The organism is Streptomyces sp. S6 (assembly GCF_054880855.1).
In genome coordinates this window covers 1-11,651 of the sequence record NZ_JBTYMC010000217.1, presented here as the reverse complement: position 1 = coordinate 11,651, position 11,651 = coordinate 1, and the positions used below count along the sequence as shown (strand labels likewise).

The 11,651-nt window shown below is 72.1% G+C and carries 11 protein-coding genes; 6 read left to right on the top strand and 5 right to left on the bottom strand.

Annotation, left to right across the window (positions count from 1 at the left end):
• Positions 1–977: HEAT repeat domain-containing protein (locus tag ACVNF4_RS25110; RefSeq protein ID WP_461805142.1), on the bottom strand; the 977-nt coding region annotated here is incomplete at its 3' end.
• A gap of 335 nt (positions 978–1,312) precedes the next feature.
• Positions 1,313–1,705, bottom strand: a complete 393-nt coding sequence (locus ACVNF4_RS25105) for an ankyrin repeat domain-containing protein (RefSeq protein ID WP_461805141.1) — start codon at positions 1,703–1,705, stop codon at positions 1,313–1,315.
• 272 nt (positions 1,706–1,977) lie between these two features.
• Here ACVNF4_RS25105 and ACVNF4_RS25100 point away from each other — a divergent pair, with 272 nt between their 5' ends.
• On the top strand, positions 1,978–2,172 hold the full coding sequence (locus ACVNF4_RS25100) for a hypothetical protein (RefSeq protein ID WP_019059657.1): 195 nt from the start codon (positions 1,978–1,980) through the stop codon (positions 2,170–2,172).
• A gap of 34 nt (positions 2,173–2,206) precedes the next feature.
• Complete coding sequence (locus ACVNF4_RS25095; protein WP_461805140.1) at positions 2,207–3,787, top strand: hypothetical protein; 1,581 nt, start codon at positions 2,207–2,209, stop codon at positions 3,785–3,787.
• A 61-nt stretch (positions 3,788–3,848) separates the two neighbouring features.
• Here the strand turns inward: ACVNF4_RS25095 and ACVNF4_RS25090 are convergent, their stop codons facing one another.
• A complete protein-coding gene (locus ACVNF4_RS25090) occupies positions 3,849–5,348 on the bottom strand; it encodes an SCO1417 family PLP biosynthesis transcription factor (protein ID WP_461805139.1) in 1,500 nt (499 codons plus the stop codon).
• 103 nt (positions 5,349–5,451) lie between these two features.
• On the opposite strand from ACVNF4_RS25090, the gene yczE reads away from it, so the two are divergent.
• The 4 genes from yczE to ACVNF4_RS25070 all read left to right on the top strand — a co-directional run bounded on the left by yczE (position 5,452) and on the right by ACVNF4_RS25070 (position 8,902).
• The gene (gene yczE / locus ACVNF4_RS25085) at positions 5,452–6,105 is read left to right on the top strand and encodes a membrane protein YczE (protein ID WP_461805138.1); all 654 of its coding nucleotides are present in this window, start codon (positions 5,452–5,454) and stop codon (positions 6,103–6,105) included.
• A complete protein-coding gene (locus ACVNF4_RS25080) occupies positions 6,102–6,869 on the top strand; it encodes a glycerophosphodiester phosphodiesterase (RefSeq protein ID WP_461805137.1) in 768 nt (255 codons plus the stop codon). The genes yczE and ACVNF4_RS25080 overlap by 4 nt, the downstream gene beginning before the upstream one ends.
• 39 nt (positions 6,870–6,908) lie before the next feature.
• The gene (locus tag ACVNF4_RS25075; protein WP_461805136.1) at positions 6,909–8,249 is read left to right on the top strand and encodes an MFS transporter; all 1,341 of its coding nucleotides are present in this window, start codon (positions 6,909–6,911) and stop codon (positions 8,247–8,249) included.
• A gap of 278 nt (positions 8,250–8,527) precedes the next feature.
• Complete coding sequence (locus ACVNF4_RS25070; protein ID WP_010357981.1) at positions 8,528–8,902, top strand: RNA polymerase-binding protein RbpA; 375 nt, start codon at positions 8,528–8,530, stop codon at positions 8,900–8,902.
• A 168-nt stretch (positions 8,903–9,070) separates the two neighbouring features.
• Here the strand turns inward: ACVNF4_RS25070 and fxsA are convergent, their stop codons facing one another.
• Together fxsA and ACVNF4_RS25060 are read right to left on the bottom strand one after the other, a co-directional pair.
• Positions 9,071–9,616: an FxsA family membrane protein gene (gene fxsA, locus ACVNF4_RS25065; RefSeq protein ID WP_461805135.1), complete on the bottom strand. Its 546-nt coding sequence runs from the start codon at positions 9,614–9,616 to the stop codon at positions 9,071–9,073.
• A 101-nt stretch (positions 9,617–9,717) separates the two neighbouring features.
• Entirely contained in the window at positions 9,718–10,545 is an 828-nt protein-coding gene (locus tag ACVNF4_RS25060; protein WP_461805134.1) for a polyprenol monophosphomannose synthase, read from the bottom strand.
• Positions 10,546–11,651: the final 1,106 nt, after the last annotated feature.

Here is an 11,651-nt window from a genome sequence, read left to right as displayed (position 1 = left end):
CGGAAAAGCCGGGCAGCCGGGTCGGACAGAGCTTGGTACGACCACTCGAAAACGCTGCGCATCCGCTCGAAGGCGTCGACGGCGGCCTCGACGACGGGGGTCGTGCCGGTGGCGACGGCCTGGTCGACGAGGTCGAGGACGTCGGGGTCGTGGCTGTCGGCGAGATAGCGCAGGGCGGTGCACCGGGCGCCCTCGGTGCCGTCCTGGGCGGCCCGGACGATCTCGGGGCGGTCCTCGGGGCCCGCGACGGCGGCGAGGCAGCGGGCGGCGGGCACATGGAGGGCCGCGCCCCGCTCGACGCCCTGCTGGGCCCATTCGAGGACGGCGGCGACGCTCCAGCCGGGGCGTGGTCCGGTCGGACTCAGCTGGCGCTGCCAGCGGTCGAAACAGCCGGCCTCCTGGGCGGCCCGCACGCGCGCCGAGATGTACTCGCGGGGGTCCTCGGCCCACAGCCGCCAGGGCCGGGGCTCGAAGGCGTCGCGGACGGTCGCGGCGAGTTCGGCCTCGCCCTCGGCGTCGGTGGCGAACCGGGCGAGCACGGGGGCGGCGAGGGCGCGCAGGCTCGCGTCGTCGTCGCGCAGGGCGAGTTCGTCGAGGGCCCAGGCCCAGTTGGTGCCCGAGGTGGCGTAGCGGCGCAGCAGCCACAGGGCGTCGCGCCGGCCGTAGGAGGCGAGGTGGCCGAGGACGGCGAGGGCGAGGCCCGTGCGGGACTCCTCGGTGTCGAAGGCGTCCTCGGCGTCGAAGAGATGCGCCTCGATGTCGTCCAGCTCGCCGTTGAGGTCGAGGTAGAGACGGGCGTAGTACAGGGAGCGGTTCTCCACCTGCCAGTCGTGGCGGGGATCGCGCAGCACACAGTGGTTCAGGGCCGCGAGCGCTTCGGCTCGCGGTGCGGTGAGCGCGTGCAGCGTGCCGTCGCCGCGGCCCCTCTGGAGGAGGCCGAGCAGGGTTCCGCTGGGCGCTATGACCGGATCGAACATGGGAAACAGCCTCACATCAAGCGTCGACGCAACCGGGGATCTGCACTACCTGGCCGCGTGACAACACGTCGGGGCGCCCGCCGTCTCTTGCTTGCTGTAGACCATCTTCCTCTGCCTCTCGTCGGTGGCCCATGTGGGCCGCATCACGGCCCACGCGGTGCGGCAACACCTGCCCAGCCATCATGTCCGTGAATCACGTCGTCATGATGACCCGGCCGTTCTGCCTGCCGCGACCGAAATATCCGGCGGCTTGGTACCGCCTCCCCCGTTGTGGTCGATTTACCTGTTGAAAATCTGTTTATCACCTGGTGAACACCGCCCCGGAGGGCCGCTGTTCACCCGGCGCCGAACAGCTCCAGGAGCTCTGTCCGGCCGAACATCCGCGCGGTGTCGACGGCCGAGGGGGTGCCCTCGGCGGGGTCGGCGCCGGCCGCCAGGAGGATCCGGGCGACCTCCGCCTCCCCCTTGAAGGCGGCCCCGGCGAGCGGGGTCTGGCCCCGGTCGTTGACGTCACCCGCCGGCGCTCCCCGGCCGAGGAGCGCCCGGACGGCGTCGGCGTGGCCGTGGTACGCGGCGAGCATCACGAGGGAGTCGCCGCGGTCGTTGGTGAGGTCGGCCGGAACGCCCGCGTCCACGTACGCGACGAGCGCCTCGGTCCGCCCCTGCCGGGCCAGATCGAAGATCTTGGTCGCCAGCTCCACGACCTCGGGGTCGGGGGCTTCAGCCATCGGTTCGGACCGCCTCTCGGACGCCGGCGCTGTGCCGTACGGGTGAATCGACAGGGTACTGGCTCGTCACGCACATGGGTGGCACCCCCTGCGGCAAAGATCACGAACAGCCCCGTTCACGGAGATCCTCCCCTGCCGACAACGCAAGCGGAGTTCCACCGAACGGGGGAAATCTGGCGAAATTCACCCTTTCGCACCTTTTATCGCATAGATACATCCTGTGAGGCTGGAAGTACTCATGGTGACTGTCCCCTCTAGCCAGGAGAACTCAAATGATCCTGTCCATGTCAGGCGTGGTCCTGCTCGGCATCATCGTCTTCCTCTTCTTCAAGAAGGACGGGCTGAAGGCGTCCCACGCGCTGGTGGCCGCTCTCTTCGGGTTCTACATGGCCAGCACGGCCATCGCCCCGAGCATCAAGGCCGGCGGCGAGAGCCTGGCGAGCCTGCTCGGCGGCATCAAGTTCTGACCCCACGTCCCGCACGCACCTCCAGGAGACACGAGTGGCACGGCGCCCTCTCCCCCGCATTCTGAAGCCAGGCAGCGCGCAGCTCGCCCGGAGCCGGGAGCTGGCCCGGACGGCGGCCGACAGCGCCACCGACGTCCTCCACCCGCTGATCACGATCTCCCGCGGGCTGCGCCGGCTGGCCTCGGCCGGGCGGCGCAGATGGGCCGAGACCCCCAAGGACAAGCGCGGGCCGCTGCTGTTCCTGGTGGCCTCGGTGGTCCTGGTGGTGGCACTCGTGCCGTACGGGCCCCTGCTCGCCGTCGTCGCGCTGATGGCGGCGGCGGCCTGGCAGGGCCGGGACCGCACCCCACCGGCCCCGGAAGGCCCCGACGAGGCCCAGACGACCCGTCTCGCCTCCCTGTACGAGGCCCTCGTCCCGTACTTCTCGACCACCGAGGACCCCTCCCCCCTGTACGCCCACGGCGGCGACTGGGAGAAGGCGTTCCCCGCGTACGACTTCGACGACGCCGGCCGCGTCGCCCGGCTGCGCGTCCGCTACCCGGCGTACTTCCCGGACGGTGAACCGGAGGCACGCGCGCGCGTGGAGCAACTGCTCGCCGCCAAGGCCGGCCGGGGCCGCGAGTACCTCTTCACCTGGGACGAGGAGGGCAACGAACTCACCGTCGACGTCCTCGCCCCGCTCCCCGCCGACATCGCCGCCCAGCGTTTCGTCACCGCCCCCGGCGAGACGGTCCTCGGCTTCACCGACCCCACCCACACCCAGCGCACGCTCCCCCTCACCCACGGCGAGGAGCCGCGCGACGTCCCGCCGGTCGTCTGGCGCACCGGCATCCGCTCCACCGAGCCGCACCTGCTGGCCGTCGGCCAGCCCGGCACCGGGACCTCCACCCTCCTGCGCTCGATCGCCCTCCAGGCCCTCCAGCACGGCGACGTCCTCGTCGTCGACGGCGGCGCCACCGGCGAGTACGCCTGCCTGACCGGCCGGGACGGCGTCCTCGGCGTCGAGGTCGGACTCGCGGGCGCGCTGACGGCCCTGGAGTGGGCGGCTCAGGAGACGCAGCGGCGGCTGATCGCCGCGAACCGCGCCCGGCAGGCGGGCCACCCCCCGCCCGAGGACACCAGGCGCCCCCTGTGGATCCTCCTGGACCGCCCGACCGCCTTCACCCACCTGGCGGCCTCCGACGGCCAGAAAGACCCCCAGAGCCACCTCCAGACGCCCCTGAGACACGGCCGCGCCGCCCAGGTGACGGTCGTCGTCACGGAACAGTTCGACGCACTGGACGCCCTCGGCGACGCCGTACGCCAGCACACCCGCGCGCGTGTGGTGCTCGGCCCGGCCTCCCCCCACCAGCTGGCGGCCGTCCTCGGCACTCCCCCGCACACCACCCCCGTCGACCACATGCCCCCGGGCCGCGGCTACGCCCGCCTCGGCACCGGCCCCGTCCACCGCCTCCAGGTCCCGGCGACCCCGGACCCGTACGACGACGCCACCAGCGACGCCGACCGGCAGGCGGTCCTCGACCTCCTGCCGCCGCGCAGCGCACCGGCGGACGAGGACACGATGTCGGTGCGGACGGTCTCCGTGGACAAGCCGGTGTCCATGGAGAAGGCCTGACCCGAAGAGGCCATAGCGGTAAGGGGCGTCCTCAGTGGAGGGCGCCCCTTACACATGCCGCTCACGCCACGAACGTCCGAGGCGTCTCCCCGCCCCCCGACACCCCGCTCTCCACCAGCCGCGCCGCCGCCGCGAGCCGGGACGCCGCCTCCTCGGCCACCGCGCCCCCCACGGTGAACGGCAGCCGCACGTACCCCTCGAAGGCCCCGTCCACCCCGAACCTCGGCCCGGACGGCACCCGCACCCCGACCCGCTCCCCCGCCTCGGCGAGCCGCGACCCGGACAGCCCCCCGGCGCGCACCCAGAGCGTGAGCCCGCCCCGGGGCACCGAGAACTCCCACTCCGGCAGCCGCTCGCGCACCGCGGCGACCAGCGCGTCCCGGTTCCCCCGGGCCTGCTCGCGCCGCAGTTCCACGGCCTGCTCCCAGCCCCCGGTCGAGAACAGCCAGTTCACGGCGAGCTGCTCCAGGACGGGCGTCCCCAGATCGGCGTACGCGCGCGCGGCGACGAGGCTGCGGATGACGTCCGGGGCGGCCCGCACCCAGCCGATGCGCATCCCCGCCCAGAACGCCTTGCTGGCCGACCCGACGGTGATCACGGTCGACCCGGCGGGGTCGAACCCGCACACCGGGCGCGGCATCGAGACGTCCTCGTCGAGCCACAGCTCGGCCATCGTCTCGTCCGCCACCAGCACCGTCCCGGCGGACCGGGCCGCCTCCACGAGGCGGCGGCGCTGGTCGTCGTCGGCGAGCGCGCCGGTCGGGTTGTGGAAGTCGGCGACGACGTAGGCGATGCGGGGCGCGGCCTCCCGCAGGACCTGCCGCCAGCGGTCCATGTCCCACCCGGCGAGACCCTCGGCCATCGCGACGGGCACCAGGCGCGCGCCCGCCTCCCGCATGAGCTGGAGGATGTTGGCGTAGGACGGCGACTCGACGGCGATCCGCTCGCCGCGCCCGCCGAAAAGGTGGCAGATCGCGTCGATGGCGCCCATCGCACCGGTCGTCACCATGATCTGCTCGGGCATCGTGGGGATCCCGCGCGCGGTGTACCGCTCGGCGATCATCGCCCGCAGCGTGGGCAGTCCGGCCGGGTAGTCGCCGTGGGTGTGCGCGTACGGCGGCAGTTCCTCCAGGGCGCCCTGGACGGCCCGGGTGAGCCACGGTTCGGGCGCGGGGAGCGCCGCGCAGCCCAGGTCGATCATCGAGCCGAGGGACTCGGGGGGCAGCGGTTCGAGCCCGCGCGCGGGCAGCGGGTTCCCGGCGGGGACGACGGTCCAGCTGCCGGCCCCGCGCCGCGACTCCAGGAACCCCTCCGCGCGCAGCGCCTCGTAGGCCGCCGCGACGGTCGTCCGGCTCACGGACAGCGCGAGGGCCAGTTCACGTTCGGCGGGCAGGCGGGCGGCCACCGGGACGCGGCCCTCCAGGACCAGCAGCCGTACGCCGTCGGCGAGCGCCCGGTAGGCGGGCGGGCGCCTGGTACCCGGCCCGGCGGGCCGCTCCTGCTGGGACGTCAGCAGCCGCGCGAGCTGCGCCGGCCCCACCGCCGAAGTCCACTGCGCCATACAGATCAGTCCACCTTCCCCGAATTGGCCATGGAAGCACCGTCCTTCTCCCCCACAGAGTGACACGCACCAGTCCACTTCTTCCACCATCAGGGGGTCTACCTTGTCCAGCCGCCACCGCCTCGGACGCCGACTCGTCCAGCTCTACGGCGGGCTCGTGCTGTACGGCGTCAGCTCGGCCCTCCTGGTGCGGGCGGGGCTCGGTCTGGAGCCCTGGGGTGTGCTGCACCAGGGGCTCGCCGAACTGACCGGGCTGACGATCGGCGAGGTCGCCATCGGCGTGGGCGCGCTGGTCCTGCTGCTGTGGATCCCGCTGCGCCAGCGCCCGGGGCTCGGCACGGTCTCCAACGTCTTCCTCATCGGTCTCGCCATGGACGCCACCCTCGCCCTGGTCCCCGCCCCGCACGGCCTCGCCGTCCGGATCCCCGTGATGCTCGCGGCGATCGTCCTGAACGGGGTGGCCACCGGCCTGTACATCGCGGCGGCCTTCGGCCCCGGCCCCCGGGACGGGCTGATGACCGGGCTGCACCGGCGCACCGGCCGCTCCCTCCGGCTGATGCGGACGGCGGTCGAGGTGGCCGTGGTGGCGACCGGGTTCGCGCTGGGCGGGACGCTCGGGGTCGGGACGGTGCTGTACGCGCTGGCGATCGGGCCGCTGGCGCAGGTGTTCCTGAAGGTGTTCGCCGTCGGGGAGGCACCGCGCGGCAGCGCGGTCGTTGCCGCCGGGACACCGGAGGAGTCCATACTGCGGCGGTGACCACGCCGATGCGCCACCCGTACCTCGACCACCCGGGCCCCATCCCGTTCGCCCACCGCGGCGGTGCGGCGGACGGCCTGGAGAACACCGTGGCGCAGTTCCGGCGCGCGGTGGAGCTCGGCTACCGGTACATCGAGACGGACGTACACGCCACGCGCGACGGCAAGCTCGCCGCCTTCCACGACGCGACGCTGGACCGGGTCACCGACGGCGCCGGACGGATCGCCGATCTGCCGTGGGCGGACGTCGCACAGGCGCGCGTGGGCGGCACGGAGCCGGTGCCGCTCTTCGAGGAGCTGCTGGAGACGTTCCCCGAGGTGCGCTGGAACGTCGACATGAAGGCCGAGCCGTCGATGCACCCGCTGCTCAACCTGATCGCCCGCACGAACTCCTGGGACCGCGTCTGCGTGGGTTCCTTCTCGGAAGCGCGCCTGGTGCGCGCCCAGCGCCTCGCCGGTCCGCGCCTGGCGACGTCGTACGGCACCCGGGGGGTGCTGAACCTGCGGCTGCGGTCGTGGGGGGTGCCCGCGGCGGTGCGCCGCTCGGCGGTCGCCGCGCAGGTCCCGGAGGCCCAGTCGGGGATCCCTGTGGTGGACCGGCTCTTCGTGCGCGCGGCCCACGCGCGCGGGCTCCAGGTGCACGTGTGGACGGTGAACGAGCCCGCACGGATGCACCGGCTTCTGGATCTCGGCGTGGATGGCATCATGACCGATCACATCGACACGCTGCGCGAGGTCATGCAGGAGCGGGGCGTCTGGTCCTGAGGGTCTCGCGCGACGGTCCCACGGGGAAGCGAGGCACGGGTGGGCAACACCGGCACCCTGGCGGCGAACGCCACGGACCGCCGGCGCGAACAGCGCGGCTGGTACTTCTACGACTGGGCGTGCTCGGTCTACTCGACGAGCGTCCTCACCGTGTTCCTCGGCCCCTATCTGACGTCGGTCGCCGAGCACGCGGCCGACGCCGACGGGTACGTGCACCCGCTGGGGGTTCCCGTCCGCGCGGGGTCGTTCTTCGCGTACTCGGTGTCCCTGTCGGTGATCGTGGCCGTCGTCCTGATGCCCCTCGTGGGGGCCGCGGCCGACCGGTCGGGCCGCAAGAAGCCGCTCCTGGCGGTCACCGCCTACACGGGCGCCGCGGCGACCCTGGGGATGTTCCTGCTGGACGGCGACCGCTATCTGCTGGGCGGGGTGCTGCTGATCGTCGCGAACGCCTCGCAGGCCGTGTCGATGATGCTGTACAACGCCTTCCTGCCGCAGATCGCGGGCCCCGAGGAGCGCGACGCGGTCTCCTCGCGCGGGTGGGCGTTCGGGTACGCGGCCGGATCGATCGTCCTGGTCGTCGATCTGGTGCTGTATCTGGCGCACGACTCGTTCGGGGTGTCCGAGTCGACGGCCGTGCGGATCTGTCTGGCGTCGGCGGGGCTGTGGTGGGGCGGGTTCACGCTGATTCCGCTGCTGCGGCTGCGCGACCGGCCGTCGGCCCCGCGCGCCCAGGGGGCCTCCCCGGGGCTGCGGCAGTTCGTGGCGACGATCCGCGACATGCGCCGCCACCGGCTGACCCTCGCGTTCCTGCTGGCCTACCTGATCTACAACGACGGCATCCAGACGGTGATCTCCCAGGCGTCCGTCTACGGCTCCGAGGAGCTGGGCCTGAGCCAGTCCACGCTCATCACGGCCGTCCTCCTGGTGCAGGTCCTCGCGGTGGCGGGCGCCCTGGGCATGGGCCGGCTCGCCCGGACGTACGGCGCCAAACGGACGATCCTGGGCTCGCTGGCCGCGTGGACGGTCACCCTGGGCGCGGGCTACTTCCTGCCCGCCGGGAAACCCGTCGGCTTCTTCCTGCTGGCCGCGGCCATCGGGATGGTTCTCGGCGGCAGTCAGGCCCTCTCCCGGTCCCTCTTCTCGCATCTGGTGCCGCCCGGGAAGGAGGCCGAGTACTTCTCCGCGTACGAGATGAGCGACCGGGGCATGAGCTGGCTGGGCCCGCTGCTCTTCGGCATCACCTACCAACTGACCGGTAGTTACCGGGACGCGATCGTGTCCCTCGTGGCCTTCTTCGTCATCGGGTTCGTGCTGCTCGCGAGGGTTCCGGTGCGGGAGGCGATCGGCGACGCGGGGAATCCCGTACCCGAGAAGATTTAGCGCTCAAGGCGAAAGGGCGGTAGTGTACGCGTTTGGCCTGCCAGGCGTACCGTTACTGCGCGTCAAAGATGCCGAAACGCTGGGTTATATCTCCGATCAGATGTGACAAAGCGGGCGCCTGTGGGTACTGCACTGGTTGACAAGGCTGCGGCTACGACGGCGACGCACGACCTGGAACGGGACTCGTGACGGGAATCTTTACCGCCGACCGGACGTTGACCGGATGACGACGACAGCGACACCTGTCCTGTGGGCGACAAGCCCGGGAGGCACGATTCATGAGTGAGCGAGCTCTTCGCGGCACGCGCCTCGTGGTGACCAGCTACGAGACGGACCGCGGCATCGACCTGGCCCCGCGCCAGGCCGTGGAGTACGCATGCGAGAAGGGGCATCGCTTCGAGATGCCCTTCTCGGTCGAGGCGGAGATCCCGCCGGAGTGGGAGTGCAAGGTCTGCGGAGCGCAGGCACTCCTCGTGGACGGCGACGGCCCTGAGGAGAAGAAGGCCAAGCCCGCGCGTACGCATTGGGACATGCTGATGGAGCGGCGCACCCGCGAGGAACTCGAAGAGGTTCTTGAGGAGCGCCTGGCTGTACTGCGGTCCGGGGCGATGAACCTTGCGGTGCATCCCCGGGACAGCCGTAAGTCCGCGTAGCCCTTCGGGGCTTTCGCCGGACTTCAGCGTGCGTTAGATGAATGACCGCGGGCGCCGTACGTGGAGATCACGTACGGCGCCCGCGGTCTTTCGGCTGCCCGGATCCTTCGCCGGAAAGGCTGAGCCCTTCCAGGGCTGGGCGCTGGAAGGGCTCGGTCCCGGAGAGGGTCAGTACGTCAGCGGAGGGCGCTGGTCCCGCGGGCCGTCGTCCTCCCTGATGACCTCTCCCTGGACGACCTTGCCGTCCGGGCGGTGGATACGGGCCTGCTGGAAGGCGTCGCCGAAGGTGCCGGGGCCGGCCGCGCGGAGCTTGCGCTCGACCGTGCGCTCCGCGTAGGCGGAGAGGGCCTTCTGGACCGGGGGGATCAGCAGGAGGAGGCCCACGGCGTCCGAGAGCAGGCCCGGGATCATCAGGAAGAGGCCGCCGAGCATCATGAAGCCGTTGCCGCCGCTCGCCGCCGGGGAGCCGCCGCGCTGCACCGCCTCGTTCAGCGCGCGAAAGGCACGACGGCCCGCGCGCTTGATGACCACGGAGCCGAGGACGATCCCCGCGACCAGCAGGAGGAAGACGACGAAACCGCTCGCCGCCTTCGCGACCACGGTCAGCAGCCAGATCTCCAGCACCAGCCAGGCCGCGATCCCGAGCGGCAGGAACGTCCGCACACGGGAGCGCGGGGGCCGGACGGAGGACGTGGGGGTCGATGCGCCAGTCATGCTCCCAGTGTGCCTGGAAGCGGCTCAGAGCGGCATAAGGGCATGATCCGGCCCGAGCTGTACCCTTCGGAGCCCTTGAGCACCCCCGACGACCGCCACGACTACGGCTGCTGCTCCTCCACCCGGCGCGCGGGCGCCGGCTTGGACCGCTTGCCGGTGATCTTGCCGACCCGTTCCGAGGCGCCCCACGCGGTGACCCGCCACAGCGCCTCGACCATGATGTCCCGGCTCATCTTGGAGTCCCCGAGCTCCCGCTCGACGAACGTGATGGGCACCTCGACGACATGGAAACCGGCCTTCACCGCGCGGCGGGCCAGGTCGACCTGGAAGCAGTAGCCCTGCGAGGCGACCTGGTCGAGGCCGAGTCCTTCGAGGGTCTCGCGGCGGAAGGCGCGGTAGCCGCCGGTGATGTCGCGCAGCGAGAGGTCCAGCGCGAGACGGGAGTAGAAGCTGCCGCCGCGGGAGATGAACTCGCGGCTCTTGGGCCAGTTGACGACCCTTCCGCCGGGGACCCAGCGGGAGCCGAGGACCAGGTCGGCGCTCTTCAGGGCGGTCAGCAGGCGGGGCAGTTCCTCGGGCTGGTGGGAGCCGTCGGCGTCCATCTCGACGAGGACGCCGTAGCCGTTGTCCATGCCCCAGCGGAAGCCCGCGAGGTAGGCGGCACCGAGGCCCTCCTTGCCCTTGCGGTGCATGACATGGACGTGGTCGTCGCCGGCCACCAGCTCGTCGGCCAGCTTGCCGGTGCCGTCGGGGCTGTTGTCGTCCGCCACGAGGATGTGGGCCTCCGGGACCGCCTCGCGCACCCGGCCGACGATGCGCTTGATGTTCTCCGCCTCGTTGTAGGTCGGAATGATCACCAAGGCATCGCCCAGGGGGCCGAACCGCCGTCCGCGGTCCTGTGCCGCGAGGGTCCCGTCGCCGTCGTTCACCGCTACCCCTTCAAGTCGTACGCAGGGGACCACCATAGTGGCCGCCGTCTGCGGCGACATGCCGGATCGTGCCTACAGTGGTGTCGAATCCCCAAGAGTGGGGTAAGACTGCACGTTCGCCCGCCCCGCTCCCCGACGGCGGGGTGTACGAGCGGGGTGCGCGAGATTAACTCTGCGGGTGGAGGCCCGGCGCCCTTCGGGCCGACCAGGGGCCCGCTGGCTGCGGGTCGACCGAAAGCCGTTGTCTACTGAACACCGGGCCCCACCCGGGTCGCACCTCCCCGTTCGGCGGAACGTTCCGTCGCCGCTGTGCGGGCGCTGGGCCTGGCTGCTGGTGCGGTGCGCCCGGGGCGGTGCACCGTCCCTCACCCAGCGGCGCCGCCGCGGCCGCGGAGGTTCCCCGGCGGGGCGTCCGGCAGTGGACTCGCCGAACCTACCTGCCCCCCGCCGCCCACTGTCAACACCCGCCCCACCTGCGCTTCTCCCCTCAACCCCCTGGTCAGAAGCGGGCCCCCCGAAACGGGGCGAGCCCGCGCAGACGGGTGATCTTGGGGTGGGCGGGGGTGAGGGTCACTCGGGCGGGCGTAGGGGGTGGGGGGTTGGCGGGCGTCCAGGTGAGCGGGAGCGGGCGGGGCGCTCGAACGGGCGAGGCCGGTATGGAGGGTGGGCGGGTGACAGAGGGGGCGGCGCGAGGAGGATGCGCAGAGACGCGAGCGGTCGGGGCTCCGCAGCGGGCGAGCGGGTGCGGCGGAGCCGGACGGTGGGTCGGCGAGGCCACACCCACGGACAGGCCTGGGTGAGCAGTCGAGCAGCGGGGCGGAGGCGGAGGACCGAGAAGCCGAAGCAAAGGTCGAGGCTGGGGGCAACGCACACCGTCCGCGTGCACCGCCCAGCAGGCGGCAGGCAAGGCCATGCGCCTCCGGCCTCAGCCCTGCCCTCCGGCAGACGCCCGACGGACCTAGGGCGTGTTCTGGGTTGAGATCACGGGATCGGTTATTCCCGCTCCAGGAGGGTGCCGACTGCGGTAGACCGGTCGCGTGACTCGTGGTGATCTGACTGACGCCGAGTGGGAGTTGATCGAGCCGCACTTGCCGCTGGGTGCGTTC

What these genes read in the sequence shown, in the direction of transcription:
- ACVNF4_RS25105 (WP_461805141.1), bottom strand. Translation starts at nt 1,705, where the DNA reads ATGGCTGAAGCCCCCGACCCCGAGGTCGTGGAGCTGGCGACCAAGATC.
- ACVNF4_RS25100 (WP_019059657.1), top strand. Translation starts at nt 1,978, where the DNA reads ATGATCCTGTCCATGTCAGGCGTGGTCCTGCTCGGCATCATCGTCTTC.
- ACVNF4_RS25090 (WP_461805139.1), bottom strand. Translation starts at nt 5,348, where the DNA reads ATGGCGCAGTGGACTTCGGCGGTGGGGCCGGCGCAGCTCGCGCGGCTG.
- ACVNF4_RS25070 (WP_010357981.1), top strand. Translation starts at nt 8,528, where the DNA reads ATGAGTGAGCGAGCTCTTCGCGGCACGCGCCTCGTGGTGACCAGCTAC.
- fxsA (WP_461805135.1), bottom strand. Translation starts at nt 9,616, where the DNA reads ATGACTGGCGCATCGACCCCCACGTCCTCCGTCCGGCCCCCGCGCTCC.